23 protein-coding genes are annotated in these 26,304 nt (G+C 52.7%); 5 read left to right on the forward strand and 18 right to left on the reverse strand.

Translation table 11 applies throughout. The features are described from left to right. Position 1: 1 nt before the first annotated feature. The 4 genes from nuoC to lrhA form a co-directional block, all read right to left on the reverse strand. Complete coding sequence (gene nuoC / locus ACRDCA_RS25830; RefSeq protein ID WP_438692065.1) at positions 2 to 1,798, reverse strand: NADH-quinone oxidoreductase subunit C/D; 1,797 nt, start codon at positions 1,796 to 1,798, stop codon at positions 2 to 4. A gap of 96 nt (positions 1,799 to 1,894) precedes the next feature. After that, entirely contained in the window at positions 1,895 to 2,569 is a 675-nt protein-coding gene (locus ACRDCA_RS25835) for a NuoB/complex I 20 kDa subunit family protein (RefSeq protein ID WP_021178525.1), read from the reverse strand. A 15-nt stretch (positions 2,570 to 2,584) separates the two neighbouring features. Next, positions 2,585 to 3,025 (reverse strand): NADH-quinone oxidoreductase subunit A, encoded by a 441-nt coding sequence (locus tag ACRDCA_RS25840; protein ID WP_021178526.1) that lies wholly within the window; start codon positions 3,023 to 3,025, stop codon positions 2,585 to 2,587. A 703-nt stretch (positions 3,026 to 3,728) separates the two neighbouring features. Beyond that, positions 3,729 to 4,667, reverse strand: coding sequence for a transcriptional regulator LrhA (gene lrhA, locus ACRDCA_RS25845; RefSeq protein WP_438692066.1), 939 nt, complete (start codon positions 4,665 to 4,667; stop codon positions 3,729 to 3,731). 836 nt (positions 4,668 to 5,503) lie between these two features. Between lrhA and ACRDCA_RS25850 the strand changes: the two genes are divergently transcribed. Together ACRDCA_RS25850 and yfbR are read left to right on the forward strand one after the other, a co-directional pair. Continuing rightward, positions 5,504 to 6,718, forward strand: coding sequence for a pyridoxal phosphate-dependent aminotransferase (locus tag ACRDCA_RS25850; RefSeq protein ID WP_025122802.1), 1,215 nt, complete (start codon positions 5,504 to 5,506; stop codon positions 6,716 to 6,718). Positions 6,719 to 6,806: 88 nt separating this feature from the next. Beyond that, complete coding sequence (gene yfbR, locus ACRDCA_RS25855; protein WP_025122801.1) at positions 6,807 to 7,406, forward strand: 5'-deoxynucleotidase; 600 nt, start codon at positions 6,807 to 6,809, stop codon at positions 7,404 to 7,406. 73 nt (positions 7,407 to 7,479) lie between these two features. On the opposite strand, the gene ACRDCA_RS25860 is transcribed toward yfbR, so the two are convergent. The 4 genes from ACRDCA_RS25860 to yfbV all read right to left on the reverse strand — a co-directional run bounded on the left by ACRDCA_RS25860 (position 7,480) and on the right by yfbV (position 11,249). After that, on the reverse strand, positions 7,480 to 9,312 hold the full coding sequence (locus tag ACRDCA_RS25860; RefSeq protein ID WP_438692067.1) for an SLC13 family permease: 1,833 nt from the start codon (positions 9,310 to 9,312) through the stop codon (positions 7,480 to 7,482). Between the two features lie 96 nt (positions 9,313 to 9,408). After that, the gene (locus ACRDCA_RS25865) at positions 9,409 to 10,065 is read right to left on the reverse strand and encodes a sugar phosphatase (RefSeq protein WP_438692068.1); all 657 of its coding nucleotides are present in this window, start codon (positions 10,063 to 10,065) and stop codon (positions 9,409 to 9,411) included. Positions 10,066 to 10,086: 21 nt separating this feature from the next. Further along, positions 10,087 to 10,581, reverse strand: a complete 495-nt coding sequence (locus tag ACRDCA_RS25870; protein WP_025122797.1) for a YfbU family protein — start codon at positions 10,579 to 10,581, stop codon at positions 10,087 to 10,089. A gap of 212 nt (positions 10,582 to 10,793) precedes the next feature. Then, positions 10,794 to 11,249 (reverse strand): terminus macrodomain insulation protein YfbV, encoded by a 456-nt coding sequence (gene yfbV, locus ACRDCA_RS25875; RefSeq protein WP_438692069.1) that lies wholly within the window; start codon positions 11,247 to 11,249, stop codon positions 10,794 to 10,796. 402 nt (positions 11,250 to 11,651) lie between these two features. Here yfbV and ackA point away from each other — a divergent pair, with 402 nt between their 5' ends. Both ackA and pta read left to right on the forward strand, forming a co-directional pair. Then, positions 11,652 to 12,854, forward strand: coding sequence for an acetate kinase (gene ackA, locus ACRDCA_RS25880; protein WP_438692070.1), 1,203 nt, complete (start codon positions 11,652 to 11,654; stop codon positions 12,852 to 12,854). 101 nt (positions 12,855 to 12,955) lie between these two features. Next, positions 12,956 to 15,115, forward strand: coding sequence for a phosphate acetyltransferase (pta, locus tag ACRDCA_RS25885; protein ID WP_438692071.1), 2,160 nt, complete (start codon positions 12,956 to 12,958; stop codon positions 15,113 to 15,115). A 256-nt stretch (positions 15,116 to 15,371) separates the two neighbouring features. Here the strand turns inward: pta and ACRDCA_RS25890 are convergent, their stop codons facing one another. The 5 genes from ACRDCA_RS25890 to ACRDCA_RS25910 all read right to left on the reverse strand — a co-directional run bounded on the left by ACRDCA_RS25890 (position 15,372) and on the right by ACRDCA_RS25910 (position 19,384). Next, positions 15,372 to 16,334, reverse strand: coding sequence for a transketolase family protein (locus ACRDCA_RS25890; RefSeq protein ID WP_438692072.1), 963 nt, complete (start codon positions 16,332 to 16,334; stop codon positions 15,372 to 15,374). After that, entirely contained in the window at positions 16,327 to 17,163 is an 837-nt protein-coding gene (locus tag ACRDCA_RS25895; RefSeq protein ID WP_438692073.1) for a transketolase, read from the reverse strand. The genes ACRDCA_RS25890 and ACRDCA_RS25895 overlap by 8 nt, the downstream gene beginning before the upstream one ends. Next, a complete protein-coding gene (locus tag ACRDCA_RS25900; RefSeq protein ID WP_438692074.1) occupies positions 17,160 to 18,542 on the reverse strand; it encodes a PTS ascorbate transporter subunit IIC in 1,383 nt (460 codons plus the stop codon). Before ACRDCA_RS25900 ends, ACRDCA_RS25895 begins: the two co-directional genes overlap by 4 nt. Before the next feature lie 23 nt (positions 18,543 to 18,565). Beyond that, positions 18,566 to 18,847: a PTS sugar transporter subunit IIB gene (locus ACRDCA_RS25905; protein ID WP_438692075.1), complete on the reverse strand. Its 282-nt coding sequence runs from the start codon at positions 18,845 to 18,847 to the stop codon at positions 18,566 to 18,568. Between the two features lie 93 nt (positions 18,848 to 18,940). Continuing rightward, entirely contained in the window at positions 18,941 to 19,384 is a 444-nt protein-coding gene (locus ACRDCA_RS25910) for a PTS sugar transporter subunit IIA (RefSeq protein ID WP_438692076.1), read from the reverse strand. A 356-nt stretch (positions 19,385 to 19,740) separates the two neighbouring features. Here ACRDCA_RS25910 and ACRDCA_RS25915 point away from each other — a divergent pair, with 356 nt between their 5' ends. Continuing rightward, positions 19,741 to 20,760, forward strand: a complete 1,020-nt coding sequence (locus ACRDCA_RS25915; protein WP_438692077.1) for a LacI family DNA-binding transcriptional regulator — start codon at positions 19,741 to 19,743, stop codon at positions 20,758 to 20,760. Between the two features lie 54 nt (positions 20,761 to 20,814). Here the strand turns inward: ACRDCA_RS25915 and ACRDCA_RS25920 are convergent, their stop codons facing one another. The 5 genes from ACRDCA_RS25920 to ACRDCA_RS25940 all read right to left on the reverse strand — a co-directional run bounded on the left by ACRDCA_RS25920 (position 20,815) and on the right by ACRDCA_RS25940 (position 25,990). Further along, entirely contained in the window at positions 20,815 to 21,507 is a 693-nt protein-coding gene (locus tag ACRDCA_RS25920) for an oligogalacturonate-specific porin KdgM family protein (protein ID WP_438692078.1), read from the reverse strand. Between the two features lie 239 nt (positions 21,508 to 21,746). After that, a complete protein-coding gene (locus ACRDCA_RS25925) occupies positions 21,747 to 23,036 on the reverse strand; it encodes an ABC transporter substrate-binding protein (RefSeq protein ID WP_438692079.1) in 1,290 nt (429 codons plus the stop codon). A gap of 15 nt (positions 23,037 to 23,051) precedes the next feature. Further along, positions 23,052 to 24,179 (reverse strand): ABC transporter ATP-binding protein, encoded by a 1,128-nt coding sequence (locus ACRDCA_RS25930; protein WP_438692080.1) that lies wholly within the window; start codon positions 24,177 to 24,179, stop codon positions 23,052 to 23,054. 13 nt (positions 24,180 to 24,192) lie between these two features. Next, positions 24,193 to 25,107: a carbohydrate ABC transporter permease gene (locus tag ACRDCA_RS25935; RefSeq protein WP_438692081.1), complete on the reverse strand. Its 915-nt coding sequence runs from the start codon at positions 25,105 to 25,107 to the stop codon at positions 24,193 to 24,195. Continuing rightward, the gene (locus ACRDCA_RS25940; protein ID WP_024485193.1) at positions 25,100 to 25,990 is read right to left on the reverse strand and encodes a carbohydrate ABC transporter permease; all 891 of its coding nucleotides are present in this window, start codon (positions 25,988 to 25,990) and stop codon (positions 25,100 to 25,102) included. Before ACRDCA_RS25940 ends, ACRDCA_RS25935 begins: the two co-directional genes overlap by 8 nt. Positions 25,991 to 26,304 lie beyond the last annotated feature (314 nt).

Here is a 26,304-nt window from a genome sequence, read left to right on the forward strand (position 1 = left end):
GTTAGCGGTCCACATCTGACATTACAAAATCGATACTACCCAGATAGACGATCAGGTCAGAGACCAGGCTGCCACGGATCACCGCAGGGATTTGCTGCAGGTGAGCATAGCTCGGCGTACGTATCCTGGTGCGATAGCTCATGGTGCTGCCATCGCTGGTCAGGTAGTAGCTGTTGATCCCTTTCGTGGCTTCAACCATCTGGAATGATTCGTTGGCTGGCATCACCGGGCCCCAGGAAACCTGCAGGAAGTGGGTGATCAGCGTTTCAATATGTTGCAGCGTGCGCTCTTTCGGTGGCGGAGTCGTCAGCGGGTGATCGGCCTTGAACGGGCCTTCCGGCATGTTGTTCAGGCACTGCTCAAGAATGCGCAGGCTTTGGCGCAGCTCTTCCACTTTCAGCATCACGCGGGTATAGCAGTCGCTGTTGCCGTCGCCGACCGGCACTTCGAAATCGAAGTTTTCATAGCCGGAGTATGGACGCCATTTACGCACGTCAAACTCAACGCCGGTGGCACGCAGCCCAGCACCGGTGACACCCCATTCCAACGCTTCTTTTGCGTTGTAAGACGCCACGCCAATAGAACGCCCTTTCAGAACGGTGTTCTGCAGTGCAGCTTTCACATAGGAGTCGAGACGCTTCGGCATCCAGTCCAGGAAATCACGCAGCAGGCGATCCCAGCCACGCGGCAGGTCGTGCGCCACGCCACCAATACGGAACCAGGCCGGGTGCATACGGAAGCCGGTAATCGCTTCAACGACATCATAAACTTTCTGACGGTCGGTAAAGGCGAAGAACACCGGGGTCATGGCGCCCACGTCCTGGATAAAGGTACTGATGTACAGCAGGTGGCTGTTGATACGGAACAGCTCAGACAGCATGACGCGGATGGTGTTGACGCGATCCGGCACGACGATGCCGGCCAGTTTTTCCACTGCCAGTACGTAAGGCATTTCGTTTACGCAGCCGCCGAGATACTCGATACGGTCGGTATACGGAATAAAGCTGTGCCAGGACTGGCGTTCGCCCATCTTCTCTGCGCCACGGTGGTGGTAACCCACGTCTGGCACACAGTCGACGATATCTTCACCGTCCAGTTGCAGAATGATACGGAACGCACCGTGTGAAGACGGGTGGTTCGGGCCGAGGTTGAGGAACATGAAGTCCTCGTTCTCGGTGCCGCGCTTCATGCCCCACTCTTCCGGCTTGAACTTCAGCGACTCCATCTCCAGATCTTCTTTCTGTTTGGTCAACACAAAGGGATCGAATTCGGTGGCGCGTGCCGGGTAGTCTTTACGCAGTGGATGACCTTCCCAGCTCTGCGGCATCATGATGCGCGTCAGATGCGGGTGGCCGTCGAAGGTAATACCGAACATTTCCCAGGTTTCCCGCTCATACCAGTTGGCATTCGGGAAAATCTTGGTCACTGTGGGCACGTGCAGGTCTTTTTCAGACAGCGCCACTTTCAGCATGATGTCGCGGTTACGTTCGACAGAGATCAGATGGTAGAAAACAGAGAAATCCGCAGCAGGCAAGCCTTCACGGTGAGTACGAAGGCGCTCGTCCATGCCATGCAGGTCGAACAGCATCACGTAAGGCTTCGGTTGTTTTCTTAAAAACGTCATTACTTCCAGCAGCTGCTCAACCTTGACCCATACCACGGGCATTCCGGTACGGGTTGGCTGAACAGTAAAGGCTTCCGGCCCAAAACGGTTGCGCAGTTCGCCGATCACCGGATCATCTAAATGATCCCGGGTATGCCAAGCAGGCAGAGCTTCGTGCGTCGTTAAATCTGTCATAATTTTTTTCACCACACTAAAGGGTTATTTCGCCGCAAGTTCAACTTTTCGCTGTGTTAACCAATAGCGCACTAAGATGGACGTTAAATGAACGTCTTAAATCTCGTCAGGCGACCGAAGGTTGGTTACCGCAATACGCTCGGCGTGCTTACGTTCTTTTTCTGATGGCATATTGGCGCGGTATACGCCCTGATCGCCAACGACCCACGACAGCGGGCGACGTTCTTTGCCAATGGATTCCTGCAGCAGCAGCAGTGCCTGCATGTAAGCTTCCGGGCGCGGTGGACAGCCTGGGATATACACGTCGACCGGCAGGAATTTATCCACGCCCTGGACCACTGAGTAAATATCGTACATGCCGCCGGAGTTGGCGCAGGAGCCCATCGAGATCACCCACTTGGGTTCCAGCATCTGCTCGTACAGGCGCTGAATGACCGGGGCCATCTTGGTAAAGCAGGTGCCGGCAACGACCATAAAGTCGGCCTGGCGTGGGGAGGCACGCAGAACTTCCGCACCAAAACGCGCCACGTCGTGAACGGCGGTAAACGAGGTCACCATTTCCACATAACAGCACGAAAGGCCGAAGTTGTACGGCCAAAGAGAGTTTTTACGCCCCCAGTTCACCATGTCATGCAAAGCATGTTCGAGTTTACCCATGTAAACCGTACGGTGAACCTGCTGCTCAAGGGGATCGCCAACGATCTCCTGTTTTTGCAGGGGATAACGGTCGTTCTCACCGTTCGGGTCTATGCGGGTGAGCGTATAGTCCATCTTAATGCCTCGCTGTTACTGCGGATGACTGTTGCTAGCGTTCTTGATGATAGTTGGCTTACTCAAACGCTTGGAGCGCGTCGGAGTCCAATCCAATGCGCCGATACGCACCAGATAAACCAAACCAGCCAATAACACCAAAATGAAAATGGCGGCTTCGATAAAGCCTACCCAACCGCTCTCACGAATCGAGACCGACCAGGCGTACAGGTATAAGGCTTCAACATCGAAAATGACGAAGAACATGGCAACCAGGTAGAACTTGGCGGACAGACGCAGACGCGCCGTACCCACCGAGTCGACCCCGGATTCATAAGGGGTGTTTTTGGCGCGAGCCTGGGCTCTCCCACCCAAGAAGAACGCACCCAGCAGCATGAAGCCGCAGAGCCCGATAGCCATGATAAGAAATACGGCGAACGCCCAGTGATGAGCGATGACTTCAATGGTTGTTGACATACTCTATGCTTACTCATCAAAAGTGGCGTCGATCGCTCTGCTCTTGTAACTGGCAGTTAGTGCACCACATCGATTTAAGGGAAGGATAAATAACCACACAAACAAGCTGCTTTTACAGAGAGTTAGGCAGTGTTTTACTGTGGGCTTTTTACTCCTTTCTATAACCTTCTGTCAACTTTGACAAAAGTATCTACACACTAATTTACATACGAAGCATTTAATTAACATATGATGCGCTTGGCTTAGGCTAAATCGTGTCAGTTGTTTGCTCAACAGAAACAGATAGATATAAACCAAGGTGCCCATTTCACTTTTACTATACCATTCTCTCAGGAATTCCCTGTTGTTCCACTCACTACCTAGGGGTATTTTTTTGATCCAGGACACGTTTCAGACAGAAAACCTCAAAAAAAGTGTGGCAGTTTAACAATTTTTGTCAAATTTCAGAAAAAAAGAGCCAACGTAAAATAGCAAAATAACCCTACCGACTCCAGGTATTTACTCATTGTTATCAGTGAATAAAAAACGAACAACCTAAGAGAATTCCGGGTCTACCTCTGATGAGTCATAGAAAAATACCCCTTTAGCATCTGATTCCCGCTCAAGCGGGCAAAAGAGGCATTTTCCCTTTATTTGGGCTAAAAAAAACCTCCGCCTTGGCGGAGGTTTGCAACGTTCATTACGACTAGCTTAGGGTAAAAGGCTACTCTTCGCTATCTGCCAGGCTAGGCCCTTGTTCGACTACCGAAGATTCGCCGCCACCGAAGTGATAAATCTCACTGCCATTTTGTACGGCACTGAAGATCGCCATGGCCAGTTCATTCTCACACTTCATGTCTTTGCACAGCGCATACTGGGTATCAGGAAGATGCGGCAAGCCTTCTGCCGTACCCAGAACCCGCAGGTCTGGGCTCATCATCTCGATTGGCCGTGCGGTGATCCCCAAACCTGCCCGGCACGCAGCACGCACCGCAGACAGCGAAGAGGCCACGTAGGCAATACGCCAAGGAATACCCGCAGCATCAAGGTGCTTGATCGCCATCGAGCGGAACGGGCTTGGCTCATCCATCACCACCAGAGGGATCGGTTCCCCCGCCTGATAATGGTAATCCGCCGAGCAGTACCACAGCGTCGGTGAGGTGCGCAGCACGATGTGCGGATGCCCTTCGGTATCCACGGTGGTGATGGCCAGATCCACTTCGCCGTTCTTCAGCATGTCGATCATGAACGGGCTTCGCTTCACCCGCACATCAATCGCCAACTTGGGATAGACCGACGTCACGCGGTTCAGCAAGAAAGGCAAAATGGTATCGGCGGTATCATCGGATGCACCGATAGTCAGCACACCGTTGATATTGTTGTACATCAAGGAGGCACAGGCTTCGTCGTTAAAGCGCAGGATTTTCCTGGCGTAGCCGAGAAGCTGGATACCGTGTTCGGTCAACAACTTATTGCGCCCATGACGGGCGAACAACTCTTTGCCAACCAATTGCTCTAACCGCTGCATTTGTTGACTGACGGCGGACTGAGTACGACAAACGGCAACGGCAGCCGCCGCAAACGTATTCAAATCAGCAACAGCAACAAAAGTTCTTAGCAGATCGAGGTCGAGATTAAGTATCGGACGATTTGCACTTGTCATAGTGTTTTCTTCACTTTTTAAATTCTAATTTACAAACTACCCTGGTGTATTTCTAAGACGCAGCTAAAAAGGGCATGCGTCACTTATGACAGTACCCCACTCATTAGAAGAGGGCAAAAAAATTACTTATATTTCGTTATCTGCATCGCTTTTTATCCATGATCTATCGTAACGGCTTATTGATAGTGGTGAAAGTTACGACGAAAAGTGCTTAGCCTTATAAGATTTAATAATCCTCTCGTGGCATAATCTGCCCTTTCCTCCCGGTTACCGCGATCCCTGCCCGCCAGAGACCACGCCAGCATTGTTGTTTTCTGTACAAAATATTAACAACCCGCCGAATATTCAGCGAATCATCCATTAGCGAATTTAATAAATTCAAACAGTAAGATTTTTCACTATTAAAATGCGCTGGCGATTAGTTAAATAAAATTTAAGTTAATTACTAAAGCGGGTCTAATGTAATTCTACTCTAACTCAGAGTGATATTGTCGGTTCAGACAAGAATCCAGATAAATCCCATATTGTTCTTTTTATGTGGTCACGGTGCTTGCTGAGCCCAAACACTGCGTCTTTTAACACCTAACCGGTAAAAAGGCCTTAGGTTACGTACACTTCCCGCCATAGATAAACCTTAAAACACTTACCCAATCAGATTTAAACACTGAAAAAAACATATTTACAGATGGTTATTATCTTAAAAAGCGATTTTTGCCGATCGATTTCACCAAAGCAGTGCATAACCCTTCAAAAGGCGGGCTGCCAGGAGTACATTGGACGCATTGCGGTGTTCCACGGTAGGAACGGCCCTATCTTAGCAAAAGGCTCAACTTTCTATGTCCCCCATTGAGAAATCCAGCAAACTGGACAACGTCTGTTATGACATTCGTGGCCCTGTACTCAAAGAAGCTAAACGCCTTGAAGAAGAAGGCAATAAAGTCCTCAAACTGAACATTGGCAACCCTGCCCCGTTCGGCTTTGATGCTCCCGATGAAATTCTGGTCGACGTGATCCGCAACCTGCCAACGGCGCAGGGCTACTGCGACTCCAAAGGGCTTTACTCGGCACGCAAGGCGATCATGCAGCACTACCAGGCACGTAACATGCGTGACGTGACCGTGGAGGATATCTACATTGGCAATGGCGTGTCTGAGCTAATCGTGCAATCCATGCAGGCACTGCTGAATATCGGGGATGAAATGCTGGTGCCTGCGCCAGACTATCCGCTGTGGACCGCCGCCGTGTCGCTTTCCAGCGGCAAGGCCGTGCACTATATGTGCGACGAAGAATCTGGCTGGTTCCCGGACCTGGACGATATCCGCAGCAAAATCACCCCACGAACCCGCGGCATCGTCATCATCAACCCGAATAACCCGACGGGTGCGGTTTACAGCAAAGAGCTGCTGGAGCAGATCGTCGAGATCGCCCGCCAGCATGACCTGATCATCTTTGCCGACGAAATCTACGACAAGATCCTGTACGACGAGGCACAACACCACTCCATCGCCGCGTTAGCCCCAGACCTGCTGACGGTCACCTTCAACGGCTTGTCCAAAACCTATCGCGTTGCCGGTTTCCGTCAGGGATGGATGGTGCTCAACGGGCCGAAGAAACATGCCAAAGGTTATATTGAAGGATTGGAGATGTTGGCTTCCATGCGTCTGTGCGCCAACGTACCGATGCAGCATGCGATCCAGACGGCACTGGGCGGTTACCAAAGCATTAGTGAATTTATTCAACCCGGTGGTCGCCTGTATGAACAACGTGACCGCACCTGGGAGCTGCTCAACGAGATCCCTGGCGTTTCCTGCGTGAAACCTCAAGGGGCGCTTTATATGTTCCCTCGTATCGACGCCAAGCGTTTTAACATCCGCGATGACCAGAAGCTGGTGTTGGATCTGCTGTTGCAAGAGAAGGTGTTGCTGGTACAGGGCAGCGCGTTCAACTGGCCTTACCCAGATCACGTCCGTATCGTTACGCTGCCTCGTGTGGATGAATTGGAAATGGCGGTGGGCAAGCTGGGCCGCTTCCTGGAAACCTACCACCAATAGTTTTTACCGGGCGCAGCACGCTGCGCCCATTTCTCTGATTGGCTCTGACGCGTATACTGCGATCCTGCAGATCCAAAGAGAGAACATCATGAGCCAGAGCCACTTCTTTGCCCACCTGTCCCGTTTGAAACTGATCAGCCGCTGGCCGCTGATGCGCAATGTGCGTACCGAAAACGTTTCTGAACATAGCTTGCAGGTTGCCTTTGTCGCCCATGCACTGGCGGCGATCAAAAACCGCAAGTTCAACGGTAACCTGAATGCCGAGCGCGTCGCGTTGTTAGCGATGTATCACGATGCCAGCGAAGTGCTGACCGGCGATATGCCCACGCCCATCAAGTATTACAACCCGCAGATTGCCCACGAATACAAGAAAATCGAGAAAATTGCCCAGCAAAAACTGTTGGAAATGCTGCCGGAAGAGTTACAAAACGATTTCCGCTCGATCCTGGATGAGCACCATCATAGCGAGGACGAAAAGCTGATAGTGAAACAGGCCGATGCGCTATGCGCTTATCTGAAGTGTCTGGAGGAGTTGTCGGCAGGGAATAACGAGTTCAAACTGGCCAAGGCACGGCTCGAGAAGACGCTACAACTGCGTCACAGCCCGGAAATGGACTACTTTATGCAGGTGTTTATTCCCAGCTTCAGCCTTTCGCTGGATGAAATCAGCAGCGATTCGCCGCTTTGATAACAGAGCCAGGTACTTGAGCACCTGGCATCCTCAAGCACCTCTCATGCAACTCCCGCAGCAGAGGCTGGTGCTAAAACGCATATAGCCAAGGCACCAGGATCACACTGACAATCATCACCAGCACGGTAAACGGCACCCCGATTTTCAGAAAATCGCCAAACTTGTAGTTCCCCGGCCCCAACACCAGCGTATTGACCGGAGATGACACCGGCGTCATAAAGGCGGCTGAGGCGGCAATAGCGATAATCATGGCAAACGGATAAGGCGAAACCCCCATTTCACGGGCAGCGGCGATGGCAATCGGTGCCATCAATACCGCCGTGGCAGTGTTGGAGATAAACAGCCCAATGGTGGCACACAGGACAAACAGACAGGCCAGCATGATACGTGGTCCGGCATCACCCGCAACGTCCATCAAGCCACGGACGATCAGGTCTACCCCGCCCGTTTTCTGTAACGCCTGGGCAAAGGGCATCATACCGACAATCAGTATGATGCTCGGCCAATGGATCGCCTTATAGGCACTTTCCATATCGATGCAGCGAAAGCGCCCCATCAACAGGCAAGCGATCAGCGCAGCGATCGGATTGGGGATCTCATCGGTCAGCATCATCGCCACCATCAGTGCCAGGCAGAATAGCGCATGGGGGGCTTGGGTGATGGCTGGTGCCACTTCGTCCACTTCCGCGGGCAGATTCAGGACGATAAAGTCATGGGTTTTGGCCTGCAACTGACGGATCGCTTTCCAATCGCCGATCACCAACAGAATGTCCCCCAGACCCAGTGGTTCATCCACCAGCTTGCCTTGCAGGGTTTCACCATTGCGACGAATGCCGACCACGTTGAGATCGTAACGACTACGGAAAGTGACATCGCGCACGCTTTTGCCTAACAGGGCCGACTCCGGGATCAGCGAAACTTCAGCCATGCCCACGTTGCGCGACTGCTCGGAGAAATATTCCCCGCGCAACACCATCGGCTCGAGCAGTTGCTCACTACAGAACTGGCGTAGATCGATATCGCAATCCGTCATATCAATCAGCAGTACGTCGCCCTCACGTAGCTCCGTGCTGCCAAAAGCGCTGATCATCACCCGGCGAAAACGTTTCCAGCGCTCGATGCCAATGACGTTGGCGCTGTAACGAGCGCGCAAATGCAGCTCATCCAACGAACGGCCAATCAATGGCGAACCGCTGCGCACCGCCAAACGACGTGCCCGCCCGGTGAGTTTATAGTCGCGGATCAAATCGCGAAAAGTCCGGCGCTCCCAGGCCGATTTAGTCTTGGTGCCACCGCTGTCACCGAGCCAACGGCGGGCAACCAGCATGTAGCCTACGCCCAACAGCAAAACCACCAGGCCAATCGGCGTCACGCCAAAGAATCCGAAACCATTGATGCCTTCACGCACCAGTTCACTGTTGACCACCATATTCGGCGGCGTAGCCACCAGCGTCATCATGCCGCTGATCAAACCGGCAAAGCTCAGCGGCATCATCAACCGCCCCGGGGAGATTTTCATCCGCACCGCAACGCTCAGCACGACCGGAATAAAGATGGCCACCACCCCGGTCGAGCTCATAAAGGCCCCTAACCCGGCGACGGTAAACATCAGCAGCATCATCATTTTGGTTTCGCTGCTTCCCGCTACCCTCACCAACCAGTCGCCAACCTGATAGGCGACCCCGGTACGCACCAACCCTTCGCCAATGACGAACAGGGCTGCAATCAAAATAACGTTGGGATCGCTGAAACCGGCCGTGGCCTCTTGCAGGCTCAGGGTGCCACTGAGCACAAACGCGATGATCACCAACAGTGCCACCACATCCATGCGTAGTTTGTTGGTAGTAAACAGCACAATGGCTATTAACAGTAAACTCAAAACCCAAAGTAATTCGCTGTTCAAGACGGCCTCATTCTGCAGTGATCCCGGCTTAAGAAATTAGCACAAAAAAACCCCGCCGATGCGGGGTCTAATCAAATTGAGGTAAGAAAGTGCAGATTAAGCAATAAGTTCGATAACAGCGCCCTGCTCAGTCTTGGCAATCTTGATCTGTTCCAGAGAGGAAAGGATCAAATCGACCTGCTCCAATTTCGGTGTATCTGCTGGCGCGTTCACCGCAATCACCTGACAACCGGCAGCCAAGCCGGAAAGGATCCCGGCGGGCGCATCTTCTACCACGACGCAATCCTGCGGTGCCAAGCCAAGGCCTTTTGCCCCTAACAGATAGGCATCCGGATGCGGCTTACCCTGTTTGACCAGCTCACAGGTGATGAACACCTCAGGCAGCGGCAAACCACCGGCAATACGACGTGCGCTGGCCACCGGCACGGAACCCGAGGTGACGATCGCCCAAGGTATCCCCAACGCATTAATCCGTTGCAACAGGGCCAATGCACCTGGCAGGGCGTGGACGCCGTCGGTATCCTCTGCTTCCACCTGCTCAAGCAGTGTGAATTCATGCTGAAGTTCCGCCTCGGAGGCATTCGGCATAAAGTGGCGCAGCGAGGTGATCGCCTGTTTCCCGTGGATAAAGTCCAGCACCTGTTGCGGGCTGATGCCATGGCGTTCTGCCCAATGCGTCCAGGCTCGCTCTACCACCGGTAATGAATCTACTAACGTTCCATCAAGATCGAACAGAAAACCCTTACACTCCACGGGAAACCCCTCTACGTTTAATCAGGCATTGATGATTTGCGCAATCTCAACGGCGCTCAGATGATACTGGCGTGGGCAGGAGAGCCAGATACTCAGCATGCGCTGGTATTTTTCCCACATTTTGGTTTGGGCATTAAAACCGTGGCTGCCAGAATCGAAATGAGTATACCGCCCTTCCGTGCTAACCAGGAAACGCACATAGCTCAGATAACGTGCTTCGGTAGCGGCATCAAAGCCCAGAAACGCCAGGCGGCGTGCTTCCAGCCCCTGCCGCTCTTTGAGGTTCTCCCAAGACACCTGAAGCGCATGATGCATTTCCATAATGTTGATGATGGTGCGGCACACTTCTTCGCTCATCTCACCAAAATCTCGATCCAGCTCGCGCATTTGCAAACCAAAACCGCGCTCAATGATCGTTTGCAAGCGGCGGTAGCGCTCCGCATTGTCCGGATCGAGCATGGTCATCATCTTGTATTGATTCGATAAGATCAGGCGCTGGGCGTTAGTCATTTCCATTTCATCGTCCTCATTTCTTCAAATTAACGAGAGCATCGCATGAGTTGATTATGGCGTGGAATAGCAACTACGCCTTTCTTTGATTTGAAAGGGGGTATTCGTTGAATGTGAGCAGCTGCCAGACATGATCCAGGCAAGGACTTTATGTACAGGAGCTAAATTATGGCACATTCGGTCCCCTCTCCCTGTGGGAGAGGGTTAGGGGAATCACGCTAGAGATCGTCGAGGAAGGTTTTGTCCAACTGTTTGAAGGCACGTTTCAGCACGTCCGCCAGCGCCTGGTAGGTTGGTGTCCCTTCGACGGGGGCAATCGCCTGCCCGGCCTCCGCCAGCTTGTTGCGTACCTCATGGAACCATTGCAGCAAGGTTGGCGGCAACGGCGTCACCGAACGGCGGCCCAGCCACCACAACCCCTGCATTGGCAGGCTGCAGGCAAACAGCGCGGTGGCAATCGCCGGGCCAAGCTGGCCGCCAAGCGCTATCTGCCAGGTCAGGGTAAAAATCGCCAGCGGTGGCATAAAGCGAACGGCAAAGCGGGTAGCGCGCGACACGCGGTTCTCAGGGAAAAGCGGCGTCAACCGTTTGTCTGCTGGCCAGGTTTTCATGTAATGCTGCCCGCGCTGGAATATCTGAAACCAGCTTACGGAACCGGATGGTCTGCTCGTCATTGCGCACCTCAACTTCACGTATAAAAAATAAAATATTCTTGCAAACACACTAACAAAAAAGTTGAAGCTTTAAATTTATTTTGTGTTTGTGTCGGGCTATCGGTATCCTAAGCCGGCCTTGTGCCGGTAGAAGATGATAGAAGATTTGTCAACTTTTAGCCCTATCTCTCTATTTCCGCCGCTGGCGGTGATGAGGGGCCAGGGAGCGGTAAAAATCAGGATCGCTTAAACCGCAGAGAAATCATCGGTTTTTTCATCATTGTGTCCTTTGTATCACTGACATGATGTTAATCATAAATGTCAACGGCATTATGCGCTACGCTTGATGTCTGATTGACGTTTTATTCACCACGTGTTTTTGGGTCTTCCTTATACCAACACGAACTATAAGTAGGTACTTCCATGTCGAGTAAGCTAGTACTGGTCCTTAACTGCGGCAGTTCTTCCCTGAAATTCGCTATCATCGATGCAGCCAACGGTGAAGAATACCTCTCTGGCCTGGCCGAGTGCTTCCATCTTCCTGAAGCCCGTATCAAATGGAAAATGGATGGCGGTAAACAAGAAGCGGCACTCGGTGCCGGCGCAGCGCACAGCGAAGCGTTGAACTTCATTGTTAATACTATTCTGGCACAAAAACCAGAGCTTTCCGCCCAGTTGACCGCTATCGGCCACCGCATCGTGCACGGCGGCGAGAAGTTCACGGCCTCCGCCGTCATCAACGACGAAGTCCTGCAGGGTATCAAAGATTCCGTACCTTTTGCACCACTGCATAACCCGGCTCACCTGATCGGTATTGCCGAAGCGTTGAAATCCTTCCCTAATCTGGCTGATAAAAACGTTGCCGTGTTCGACACCGCGTTCCACCAGACCATGCCGGAAGAGTCCTACCTGTATGCCCTGCCGTACAGCCTGTACCGCGACCATGGTGTCCGCCGCTACGGCGCACACGGCACCAGCCACTTCTTTGTGACGCAAGAAGCTGCCAAGGCGCTGAACAAGCCGGTTGAAGAAGTTAACATCATCACCTGCCACCTTGGTAACGGCGGTTCCGTAACCGCAGTACGCAACGGCAAGTGTGTTGACACCTCCATGGGCCTGACCCCACTGGAAGGCCTGGTCATGGGCACCCGTAGTGGTGACATCGATCCAGCCATCATTTTCCACCTGCATGATGCCATGGGCATGAGCGTTGACCAGATCAACAAGATGCTGACCAAAGAGTCCGGCCTGCTGGGTCTGACCGAAGTCACCAGCGACTGCCGTTACGTTGAAGACAACTATGAAACCAAGGCCGATGCCAAACGCGCCATGGACGTCTTCTGCCACCGTCTGGCCAAGTACATCGGTGCCTATAGCGCCCTGATGGAAGGCCGTCTGGATGCCGTGATCTTCACCGGTGGTATCGGTGAGAACGCCGCGATGGTACGTGAGCTGACCCTGGACAAACTGGGCCTGCTGGGCTTTGAAATCGACCACGAACGCAACCTGGCTGCCCGCTTCGGTAAATCAGGCAACATCACCAAAGACGGCAGCCGCCTGGCACTGGTGATCCCGACCAACGAAGAATTGGTCATCGCGCAAGACGCTTCCCGTCTGACCGCTTAATGCTCTTCACACCGTCAGCCAAGGCTGGCGGTGTTGTTTTGAGCCTGTCATCTTTGTCTGCGCCCCCGTTGCAGGCAGAAAACCGTGAAGAGGACTATTCTGTGTCACGTACAATTATGTTGATCCCCACAGGCACCAGCGTCGGTCTGACCAGCGTCAGCCTGGGTGTCATCCGCTCCATGGAGCAAAAAGGCGTTCGCCTGAGCGTGTTCAAACCTATTGCCCAGCCACGTACCGGCGGCGATACCCTCGACCAGACCACCACCATCATTCGCAGCAACTCGACCATTCCGGCGGCCGAACCTCTGCGTATGAGCTACGTTGAGAGCCTGTTGAGTTCCAACCAGCAAGACGTGCTGATGGAAGAGATCGTGGCGCGTTACCACGAAAACACCAAAGATGCGGAAGTGGTGCTGATCGAAGGCCTGGTGCCTACCCGTAAGCATCAGTTCGCCAACTCGCTGAACTACGAGATCGCCAAAACGCTGAACGCAGAGATCGTCTTTGTGCTGGCACTGGGTAACGATTCTCCAGCCCAGTTGACCGAGCGTATCGAACTGGCTCGCTCCAGCTTCGGCGGCAGCAAGAACAAAAACATTACCGGCGTGATCATCAACAAGCTGAACGCACCGGTGGACGATCAGGGCCGTACTCGCCCAGACCTGTCCGAAATCTTTGACGATTCCACCAAGGCCAGCGTCGCCAACGTCGATCCTGCACAGCTGTTCGCCAACAGCCCGCTGCCGGTATTGGGTTGCGTACCGTGGAGCTTCGATCTGATCGCTACCCGTGCCATTGATATGGCCCGCCACCTGAAGGCGCGAGTGATCAACGAAGGCGACATCATGACCCGCCGGGTGAAATCCGTGACCTTCTGTGCGCGCAGCATTCCGCACATGCTGGAACACTTCCGCCCAGGCTCACTGCTGGTAACTTCCGCCGACCGTCCAGACGTGCTGGTTTCAGCCTGCCTGGCCGCGATGAACGGCGTAGAGATTGGTGCCATCCTGCTGACTGGCGGCTACGAGATCGATGCCTCCATCAACAAGCTGTGTGAGCGTGCCTTTGAAACCGGCCTGCCGGTATTCATGGTTGATACCAACACCTGGCAGACCTCGTTGAGCCTGCAAAGCTTCAACCTTGAAGTACCTTCAGACGACCACCAGCGTATTGAGAAAGTCCAGAACTACGTAGCCAGCCACATCAATGCCGATTGGATCGAGTCCCTGACCGCCACTTCTGAGCGTTCACGCCGCCTCTCCCCGCCGGCATTCCGTTATGAACTGACCGAACTGGCACGCAAAGCGGGCAAACGCATCGTGCTGCCGGAAGGCGACGAGCCACGTACCGTGAAAGCGGCGGCCATCTGTGCCGAACGTGGCATCGCGGACTGTGTGCTGTTGGGTAACCCGGAAGAGATCAAACGCGTTGCCGCTGCGCAGGGCGTTGAACTGGGCAAAGGCATCGAGATCGTCGATCCGGTTGCCGTGCGTGAACTCTACGTGCCGCGTCTGGTTGAGCTGCGTAAGAGCAAGGGCATGACCGAAGTGGTTGCACGTGAGCAGTTGGAAGACAACGTGGTTCTCGGCACCCTGATGCTGGAGAAAGGCGAAGTCGACGGCCTGGTTTCCGGTGCCGTTCACACGACCGCTAACACCATCCGCCCACCGTTGCAGTTGATCAAAACCGCACCGGGCAGCTCTCTGGTTTCTTCCGTGTTCTTCATGCTGCTGCCTGACCAGGTTCTGGTCTACGGTGACTGCGCGATCAACCCGGATCCAACCGCCGAGCAGCTGTCAGAAATCGCCATTCAGTCTGCCGATTCCGCTGCCGCATTCGGTATCGAGCCACGCGTTGCCATGATCTCCTACTCTACCGGTGATTCCGGCGCGGGTAGCGACGTTGAGAAAGTGCGTGAAGCAACCCGTCTGGCACAGGAAAAACGCCCGGATCTGATCATCGATGGCCCACTGCAATATGATGCAGCGATTATGGCCGACGTCGCCAAATCCAAAGCGCCTAATTCGCCAGTGGCCGGTCAGGCTACCGTGTTCATCTTCCCGGACCTGAACACCGGTAACACCACTTATAAAGCGGTACAGCGCTCTGCTGACCTGGTTTCCATCGGGCCAATGCTGCAAGGCATGCGCAAGCCGGTGAACGACCTGTCCCGTGGTGCTCTGGTTGACGATATCGTCTATACCGTAGCCCTGACGGCGATCCAGTCAGCTCAGGCTGATGCACAGGCAGCCAAAGCCTGATGCTATAGGCTTCTGTAGCCCCCGGTAATACTCAAAACGGCCTGGTGATCATCACCGGGCCGTTTTATTTTTGACGCCTCCTCACCCTAACCTTCCCGAAGGGAGGGGCCGATCGAGTGGGGCTGAAAATTCGGTGACGCAATCAGGATGAAGGAGGCATTCGAGTTTACTGAGATGGTCTTCTTTCTTCCAACGGGCAAGGGCTATCAGCTCCCTCCCCTGTGGGAGTGTACAGGGAGAGGGTTGGGGTGAGGGGCTAGCCAAGCGCCAACAGTTCATCCGCTGCCGCTACAATATGCCCTGCGGTCAGGCCGTACTCTTGCTGTAAGAACTCCTGGGTACCCACTTGCCCATAGCGCTCTTTTACTCCCACCCGCCGCATCGGCACCGGGCACTCTTCCACCAGTACTTCCGCCACTGCAGAGCCAAGCCCATTATGAATGCTGTGGTTCTCGCAGGTAACGATCCTGCCGGTTTTCGCCGCAAAGGTTTTGATGATTTCACGATCGATAGGCTTGAGCGTAAACATATCAATCACCGCCGCGCTGATACCCCGCTGCGCCAAAGTATGCGCCGCCTGCAACGCTTCGGCGACCATAATGCCATTGGCAATCAGCGTGATATCACACCCGTCACGCAGTAGATTGGCCTTGCCGATGGTAAAACCATAGCCTGCTGGATAAATGCGTGTTGCCTGCTTACGGATGGTTCTCACCCAGTAGAAACCTTGCAGCCCCACAAGTTGCTGCAAAATGGCCTGGAACATGGTGGCGTCGGTCACTTCCAGCACCACTGAGTGTGCCAGACCGCGCACAATCCCCATGTCCTCAAACGACATATGCGTCCCCCCGTTATGGCAGGCACTGACCCCGGCATCGGAAGCGATCACCTTGACGTTGTTGCGCTGATAGTCCAACGACATAAATAGCTGATCAAAACAGCGGCGGCTGGCAAACGCGGTGAAAGTGTGGACAAAAGGCACTCGACCGGTCAGTGACAAACCAGCAGCTACGCCAATCACGTTGGCCTCCATGATACCGCAGTTGATAACCCGCTCGGGGTGATCCTGATGAACGCCATCCATCGCCATCGAACTCATCAGATCGGCTTCCAGTGCAATCACCGGCGTACCGGCTTCGGCCTGTTGGCGGATCGCGCTGGCGTAGACCTTACGCATTTCGACGGCATCTTTTTCCAATGGCATTGCTACGTTAAACATAGGCGGCCTCCAGCTCGGCAATGGCCTTTTCGATTTCGCTGCGTACATCCGGCGTTAAGCGCAGATGGTGTGAGTTTTTCAGATGCTCCAGATACGCCACGCCCTGCCCCTTGATGCTATCGAGGATCACCACCAACGGCCGCTGCTCACCATTACGTTCCGGCACCACGGCATCACGGATCGCCGCGATGTCATCCCCGCGTACAGTTTGCACCTCAAAACCAAAGGCGCGGAATTTACCAGCCAGATCGAAGGGTTTGATCACCTCATCCAGCGTCCCATCCAGTTGCTGTTTGTTGTAATCAATAAACAGCGTCAGATTATGCAGGTTGTGGTGGGCGATAAACTGGAAGGCTTCCCAACATTGGCCTTCGTTCAGCTCACCATCCCCCAGAATGCAGAACACCCGGTTGCTGCGCTTGGCCAGTTGGTGTGAAAGTGCCATACCGGCAGCGATAGAAACACCCTGCCCAAGCGATCCGGTGGTAGCATCCACCCCACGGGTCAACAAACGATCCGGGTGGCTTGGCAACCGGGTGCCATTCTGGTTGAGCGTTTGCAGCTGTTCTAATGGGAAGTAACCCTTAAGCGCCAACACGCTATACAACGCCGGGCCAGCATGGCCTTTCGACAGCACAAAATAATCGCGCTCAGGCCAATCCGGGTCACCCGGGTCGATACGCATCACCTCGCCGTATAGCACCGCTAGCGTTTCAACCACCGACATACAGCCGCCGTAATGGCCAAATCCCAACCCGGTCAGCGCCTTCAGCGTTTGCAAACGGATCGCGGCGGCCAATTGAGTCAAATCGGTCACGCTATTGCTCATGAGCTTTCCTCCTTATTTCGGGCTGGAGCATCTTTGCGTTTCCCCAGATAGTTATGCGCGACCAGCAGGCCAAAAATAGCCACGATCGCCACCATGATCATTTCTTTAGTCAGGAAGCGCGCCATATTGCCCAACACGATACCCACCACGCCAAAGTCCGCGTCGGAGAAGGTGGTGTTGGCAAAACCCAGCGCTCCCAGCACCGGTAGCAACAGCACCGGCAGGAAGGTAATCAACAGACCGTTGGCAAACGCCCCCAGCATGGCTCCGCGCCTCCCGCCGGTCGCATTGCCGAACACCCCGGCGGTGGCCCCGGTGAAGAAGTGCGGCACCACCCCCGGCAGGATCAGTACCATTTTCATTTGGCCGAGCAGGAACAGGCCGACCAGGCCCCCCAGGAAACTGAACAAGAAACCAATCAATACCGCATTGGGGGCATAGGGATAAACCACCGGGCAATCCAGCGCCGGGCGGGCATTTGGCACCAGTTTTTCCGAGAAGCCGGTAAACGCCGGGACGATCTCGGCCAGGATCAGCCGCACCCCTTGCAGAATGATGAATACCCCTGCGGCAAAAGTGATCGCCTGAATAATCGAGTACACCAGGTAGTTCTGGCCGCCGCTCAATTGGCTTTCGACGTAGTCCTGGCCCGCACAGATGGCCAGGATCAGGTAGATGACGATCATGGTCATCGAGATGGAGATCGAGCTGTCACGCAGGAAGCTGAGGTTTTTCGGTAAGTTCATCTCCTCGGTGGAACGTGAGTTTTTGCCTACCTTGGTGCCGAGCCAGCCGGAAAGGACATAACCCAAGGTGCCAAAATGACCAAAGGCAATGTCGTCGTTGCCGGTGATACGGCGCATATAGCGCTGGGCGATCGCCGGGAAAAATGCCATCACCAATCCCAACGTCAGCGCACCGGTGAATACCAGCTGTATCCCCTCAAAACCGGCCACGGTAAGGATGATACCGATCATGCAGGCCATGTAGAACGTGTGATGCCCGGTCAGGAAGATGTATTTCAGACGGGTAAAGCGGGCGACGACGATGTTGGCCACCATGCCAAACGCCATGATCAGCGCGGTGGAGGCTCCGTACTTCTCTAACGCGATAGAGACAATGGCTTCGTTATTGGGAATAATCCCCTGAATATTGAACGCATGTTCAAACATGCCACCCAATGGATTCAGCGAACCGACCAATACCGTCGCCCCGCCGCCCAGTACAATAAAGCCCAGAATGGTTTTAACCGTGCCTTTGACCACGTCAGAAAAAGATTTCTTTTGTGCCAACAGACCAATCAAGGCAATCACCCCAACCAATACAGCCGGAACTTTTAATATATCAACCACAAACTTGAGCGTTTCCTGGATAAACATATCCACCTCGCCAATCGGTCAGGTTAAATAATTGAGTGAGCTTCGAAGTAAGCACGCAGCTTGGCTTCAAGTTCGTTAATATCGATAATATTGCTGATCACCACCAACTGTTCGGCAGGTACGCTGGCGCTATCGGCAATATCTTTCGCCATCACGAAGATATCTGCCGCGCCTGGCGTGGCGGAGGAGAGATCGGAGTGTTCAACTTCCGCCTCAATATTCATTTTCTTTAGCACTTTCTTGATGTTCATTTCCACCATAAAGCTGCTACCCAATCCGGATCCACAAATAGCCATGATTTTCATTGTTATTACCTGCTGATTATTGTGTGTAGAGTAACGTCACCCGAAATAAAGCGGATGCTGAGTATATAAACGCGTGGGTATAACGGTTAGGGATTAATAGTTGGCGATAATGTCCTCAATTTGCCGTTTGGTTTGTGCCTGGAAAAGTTTCGCCATGGCTTCGCTATCCGCAAATAACTCGGCCAACTGCGAAATCAATTCAATGTGGCTGCTGCCATCTGGCGCGGAAAGCATTACCACGACGAAGACCGGGTCGTTATCTTCTGAATGAAACTGCACACCCTGGTTGAGCTTCAACAGTGAAAGCCCCAGCGCTTTAGCGCCCTCTTCCGGTCTGGCATGTGGCATGGCGATACCGGGCGCCAACACAAAATAGGGCCCCAGCGCCTGATGCTGGCGAAATATGGCGGTCAGGTAGGCGTCCGTGATCGCCTCGCGTTGCAACAGCGGTTGCGCACTCAGCGTTACCGCCTCCTGCCAGTCGGCAACGTGATCACACAGTTGAATGTGGTCGGCGTTCAGCCAGTCGTTGAGCACATCTCCTCCTTATGAATTTCTCCCTTCAGCCAGCAGAATTCCCGAGCCAAGACGCTACGAAATCTGATGACCAAGGATCGTTTGATGGCACGTAGCCGTCATGGGATAGGCCGGCGACGATAAAACTTTAATCAACAGGACGAGGGTAAACCGTGACCAACATCTCAAAGATAGCGCTACCAAAAGCCTATCATTCAGATCTGTGATAGCGCTATCAAAAAGACAGAGCCTGAAATCACACGACTCAGTTTTTTGAACTCTCGCCAAAGGAACGGGGTAGAATGGGCGCGAAAGCAGGAATGTCGAACCCATTAGCTCATTTATGCGTGATGCGCGCATTTCAGTCAGGATCAGCAATGTCGATCGGTAGAAAACGACGCAGTACCGGCCGGGTCACCCTGGCCGACGTAGCCCAATTGGCAGGTGTGGGCACCATGACCGTCTCGCGGGCGCTCCGCACGCCGGAACAGGTTTCAGATAAGCTGAGAGAAAAAATTGAGGCGGCGGTCAGTGAGTTGGGTTATCTGCCCAACCTGGCGGCCAGTTCGTTAGCCTCGGCGTCTTCTTATACCATCGCCATGGTGGTGCCGAGTTTTTCCGAGTCCGGCTGTGCAGATATGTTTGCCGGGCTACAGCGGGTATTACAACCGGCGGGCTACCAGATCATGCTGGCCGAGTCACAGCATCATATTGAGCGTGAAGAAACGTTGCTGGAAACCCTGCTCTCTTACAACCTGGCTGCGGCCGTATTGTTGAGCGTGGAGCATTCAGAGAATACCCGGCAGGCATTGACCACGGCCAATATTCCGGTGGTGGAGATCGGAGCAATCCGCACCGATCCGATCGATATCAACATCGGCATCGATTACGTCGCCGCAATGTATCAGCTTACGCAAACGGTCATTAGCAGCGGGTATCAAAACGTCGGCCTGCTGTGTGCCAATCAGGAGCAGTGGATTTTCCAGCAGCATCTGCAAGGTTGGCACAAAGCGCTATTACAAAACCACATGTCTCCCCATCGGGTGATTAATGCCGCACAGCCCGCCAGTTTCAGCCTTGGTGCCCAGCAGTTGCCGGAGTTTTTGCTGGCCTGGCCGGAGATGGATGCCTTGGTGTGTGCGTCCGATGAGTTGGCCTGTGGTGCGCTATATGAATGCCAGCGGCGGCGGATCAAGGTGCCGGATCAGTTGGCCATCGTGGGATTTGGTAACAGCGAGGTCAGCCAGGTGTGCCAGCCACCGCTGACGACCATGACCGTGCCACATAAAGAGATTGGTATCCAGGCAGGTAAAGCATTGTTGGCCCGGCTGAACGATCAACCCTGGCAGCCCGAAGGTTCGATTCCGTCCACGCTGTGCCGTCGTAGCAGTTGTTAACGTTGGATAACGGGGATCCGCTGACAAGACGGCATCCCCGGTATCTCACATGACTTACCAGCTATAGTTTATCCCGACACGGTAGCGCGTCTGGCGGTTATCATTTTTGCTATCCTGCTTCACGTTGCCCACTTCGATATAAGGCTTCCAATTTTTATCCCATTTATAGGCCAGCTTGACGTTATGTTCGTAATCGGTTTTACCGTCGTCAAAAATAACCTTGTTGCTGCTCTTATAAACGTAGTTATATTCGGCAGACCAGTCCTTATAGAAGTTATAACCTAACCAGAAATCACCACGGTTGGTTTTCTCATCCCCCTCTGAACCTTTTGAAGTGGTACGCTTATATTCATAGCGATATCTGCCAGCCACATACAGTTCTTTGGTCAGGTTATACTGCGCACGCAGGTAAGGACGATAACCGTTATTATTACTGCTGGACTCTAGCGAGAACCCTGGTTGCAAGGTGAATGCATCAAATTTATGCTGATAGCTGACCACGGCTTCTGTCCCGTTACTGACCTGCTCATGGTAAGGTTTATCAGGCGTGGAATCTGAAGAATCCTGGCGCCATTTCGCCTCCAGAGAGAATCCCAGGCCATTATCGAAGCGATGGGAAACCAGCATGCGATCTTTATGGTCGCCTTTGCCGGTATCTTGCCATTCATGGCGCAAATCAAGGGACATGGCCATTGCACTAAAGTTTGCTACAGAGGCTAACACCAGAGTCAATAATTTAAATTTCATTATTACTACCCTTATCATTTAATTATAAGAAGATAGCTCCCCTGTTATCGAGGGAGGTTATAGGTTTATTTAAAGTACTTACCACTCAAAATCAGGCGAAATAATCCCGCTCATTCTGAGAATGCTGATATTTTCTTTGCTATAATTTTAAGCCCGAAGAACCCTGCTATTAATAACAAGCTAAATATGGTGTTGCTATTATTTGGTTATATCCCCACCTGAGTAGATGGGGATAGATATTATCTCATTGCACGTTTCAGAATACGGTCACCCTGGCGCTGGAAGTCGGCAGCCACTTCCTGCACCGTTTTTTTACCGTAATCAATATTCTGAATGGCATCCTGGAACAACACCACAATCTGCGGGTCGTCAAAATACGGTGAAGTGCTGATGGCATGCGGCAATGACAGCGCCAGCTTCAACCCGGAAACGGCCGGATCGCTATCCTGGATGGCACCGCTTTCGCGCAGTTGGCTGACGGCCGCCTTGCTTAACGGTACGCCACGCTCCAGCTTCAGCGCCTCAACCCCTTCCTTGCTGTTTAGCAGGAAGTTAATCAACATTGCAGCCTCTTTTGGATGCTTGCTGCTCTTGCCAATCGAGAACATTTGCGACGGCTTGAAGAATAACCCGGCGTCCGTAGCCCCTGGCAACATCGGGTATGGCCCCAGCTCCAGCTTGGCCGGTGCCTTCAGGTTGTCGGAGTATTTGTTGATGGTGGAGTTCCACATATAGGTTCCGCCCCACTCACCCGCAATCCACGGTTTCATCTCATACATATTGCTTTTGCCGAATGAGGCATAATATTTCGATGACGGCATCACGTGGCTGTCGACCATGTCTTTATACATCTGGAAGAAATCGACCCATTGCGCTTCGGTGTAAGCAAACTTTTTCTGGCCTTCATTGATAATGTCGACGTTATGCTTTTGGATCATATAGGAACGTAACAGCGCGAAGGTATCCTGATGCTCCAACACCACGGGATAATATTTATCCCCCAGCTTTTCCTTAAAGGTTTTACCCGCCGCGAGCAATTCATCCCAGTTATTCGGATATTGCACACCGGCGTCTTTCCAGGTGACGTCGTTATAATAGAAAACGCGCGCGGTTACCGAAATCGGGATGCCGTTCAGCTTGCCGTCGATGGTGGTCGTTTGCAGCTCTTTCGGGTCAAACTGGCTCAGATCCAGATACTCGCTGACCTTGTTCAGATCGTAAAACCCGGTGCCGGTTTTGGAAAAGATTGGCAGCCAGTTCCAGTTGGTCTGCATCACGTCCGGCTCGGTGCCGCCGGCAATCTGGGTAGTCAGGCGTGAAAGATGGCCGTCCCAACCGGTATATTCGGATTTGACCTTGATATCCGGGTTCTGCTTCTGGAACTCCTCAATCGCCTTCAACGTGACCTGGTGGCGGCCATTGCCTCCCCACCAGGACATACGTAAATCAACCTGCTCAGCGGCAAAGGCCTGATGAGCAAATATCGCCATAGATGAGGCTACCAGAGTACGTAAGACTATTTTTTTCATGGTTTACAACCCCTGTTAAAGAGAAATGTTCTTTTCCGTTTTCGCATCAAAAATGTGGCATTTATTCATGTCGAACCTGAAATAAACCGGACGATGCAGGCCATTTTTCAGGATCGGCTTGACGTCATCGGAAGGAATGCGGCAGGTCAGCTCAAAGTCATTCACCTTCAGGTAGACAAAGAACTCATGGCCCATATTCTCAACGCGCACCAATTCCCCTTGTGAGTGGTTGCCTTCAAACGGCGATTCTGAAATCGACACAAACTCTGGCCGCACGCCGAAGAACACGTCCTGCCCGACAAAGCTGGCCACCTTGTCCTGCTGGTGTTGATTGAGGGTCAGGGTGTAATTACCGACGGTCAGACCGATTTTGCCGTCTTGCTCCACCAGCTTGCTCGGCTTGATGTTCATTTCTGGCGCACCGATAAAACCGGCCACGAACATGTTTTTCGGGAAGTGGTACAGGTTGTCTGGCGTATCCACCTGCATGATATGGCCCAGCTTCATCACGCAGATACGGTCGCCCATGGTCATGGCTTCGGTCTGATCGTGGGTGACATATACAGTGGTTGCCGGTTTGCCACTCTTTTTCAGTTGCTTATGCAAATCGGAGATACGGATACGCATCGACGCACGCAGCTTGGCGTCCAGATTGGACAACGGCTCATCGAACAGGAACACGTCCGGCTTTTTCACAATCGCGCGGCCAACGGCCACACGCTGCGCCTGTCCACCAGAGAGTTGGCGTGGCAGACGATCCAGTAGCTCTTCCAGCTCGAGGATCTTGGCGGCTTCGTTGACCTGCTCTTCAATCTGCTCTTTAGGCAGCTTGCTCAGCTTCAAACCAAAGGCCAGGTTATCTTTGACCGTCATATGCGGATACAGCGCATAGTTCTGGAACACCATGGCAATGCCACGGGATTTAGGAGCCAGGTTATTCACCACGCGATCGCCAATGCGTACTTCGCCACCGCTAATGGTTTCCAACCCAGCCAGCATCCGCAGCGTGGTCGATTTGGCACAGCCGGAAGGGCCGACAATCACCATAAACTCGCCGTCGGCAATGGTCAGATTGATACCATGCACCGCCTTATAACCGTTGCTGTACACTTTCTGCAGATTATTAAAAATGACTTCAGCCATGATAAATCCTCAATTAACCTTTAATTCCGCTGCTGGTAACGCCCTGCACAAAGTAGCGTTGGGCCAGGAAGAACACGATGATGGACGGCAGAATAGAGATGCTTGCCATGGCCAGGATTTCATTCCACGGCGCACCTTCTGTCACGTCGATAGACATTTTCAACGCCAGCGCAATCGGATACTTATCGACGCTGTAGACGTAGATCAACGGGCCAATAAAGTCATTCATCGACCACATAAACTGGAACAGCGCGACGGAGATAATCGCCGGTTTCAGGATCGGCACCACCACATACCACAGCACCTGGAACGAGTTGCAGCCATCGATCTGGGCCGCCTCTTCCATATCCCGGGGAACGCCGCGCAGGAACTGGATCAACATAAAGACGAAGAACCCCTGCGTCGCAAATGCCAGTGGCAGATACAGCGGTAAATAGCTGTCTAACATGCCCATTTCACGGAACATGATGTATTGCGGGATCAGTAACACCGTGCTTGGCAGCAACATGGTGGTGATCAGCGTGGCAAACCAGAATTTCTTCCACGGGATCTCAAAGCGGGCAAAACCGTAGGCCACGATGGTCGAAGAGATAATGGTTAATAACACCTTGGGGATCACAAACTTGAAGGTATTAAGCATGTAATGGCCAAAGTTGTATTCCGTGCCGGTTTTCCAACCGTTGACGAAACCGTCCGAGGTCGCATTGTCTGGCCACAGGCCCAAAGTGGTGAAAATTTCCTGATTCGGTTTGAACGATGCCGAGAACATCCACACCAGCGGATAAAGCATCAACAATCCCACCAGCAGCAGTACGACGTAACGAATGGCCGCGCTGATTTTTTCCCTGCGCAAAGTACGCTGAACCTCAAGCTCAGCCATTTCCTGCGCATTGGACATGGGTAATTGGTTCTGTTGCATGTCAGCCATTTTTGCCACCCTTGTCTGCCGAGTAGAAGACCCAATACTTCGATGATTTAAAGGCGATTGAGGCGAACAGGGCCACAACCAGGAACAGGATCCACGCCAATGCGGCACCGTAACCCATATCAAAATATTTAAAGGCGGTATCGTAGATATACAGTGAGAACAGGTAGGTGTAATGGGTTGGCCCACCTCCGGTAATAACATACGGGGCCGTAAACTCCTGGAACGCCTGCGTGGTTTGCATAATAAAGTTAAAGAAAATCACCGGCGTGATCAGCGGGACCGTGACCTTCATAAACATCTGCCACTTGGAGGCACCATCAATCATGGCCGCTTCATATTGTGACTGAGGCACGTTTTGCAGCGCCGCCAGGAAAATCACCATCGCGGAACCGAACTGCCATACGCGCAGTAGCGTGACGGACATTAATGCCAGTGAAGGCTCGCCCAGCCAGTTGATCGGATCCATGCCAAAGACGCCGATAAAGCTGTTCAGCAGCCCGTCGATGGCAAACAGCGCACGCCACAGCACGGCAATCGCCACGCTGCTACCGAGAATAGAAGGAACGTAATAGGCCGTGCGGAAAAAACCGATACCGCGTAGTTTAAAATTAAGGACAAAAGCGATACCCAAGGCAAACGCCAATTTTAACGGGATGGTCAGAAACACATAGGCAAAGGTGACGCCCATCGATTTCCAAAAAAGATGGTCTTCCATCAGCATATAGCGATAGTTTTCTACCCCGTTAAACACCGGGGGGTTCATCAGATCATATTCCGTAAAGCTCAGCAAGAATGATGATACAAAGGGGAACGCCGTAAATATGATCAACCCGATTATATAGGGTGATATATAGGCTAACCCCAGCATTCTGTTTTCATTCATGGTTGTTACCCATAGCCATTTAAATAGAAAAAGAAATGAAATTAGTTAAGTAAAATTTAAGTCAGATTAAACAATAGAAATGAAAAGCCAGGCAGTCCGCCCAGATTCAGCATCCCCCCGTAGTGATAAAGCAATAAAATTTTTCAGACGATCGCTGGCCAATTTCAGCCAGCGCTCAGCGGCTAATGCTCGCATTGTCACTATGCTGTCGGGTTGCGTGTTACAGAAGGCTAAGTCCATTCTTCGGTCTCCCTGATGCCCCGGCATCTACCAATCAACAAACTGAAACACTATTTCAAATTATTATATCTGAA

The sequence above is a fragment of the Serratia sp. (in: enterobacteria) genome (assembly GCF_051654945.1).
Taxonomy (GTDB): Bacteria; Pseudomonadota; Gammaproteobacteria; order Enterobacterales; family Enterobacteriaceae; genus Chania.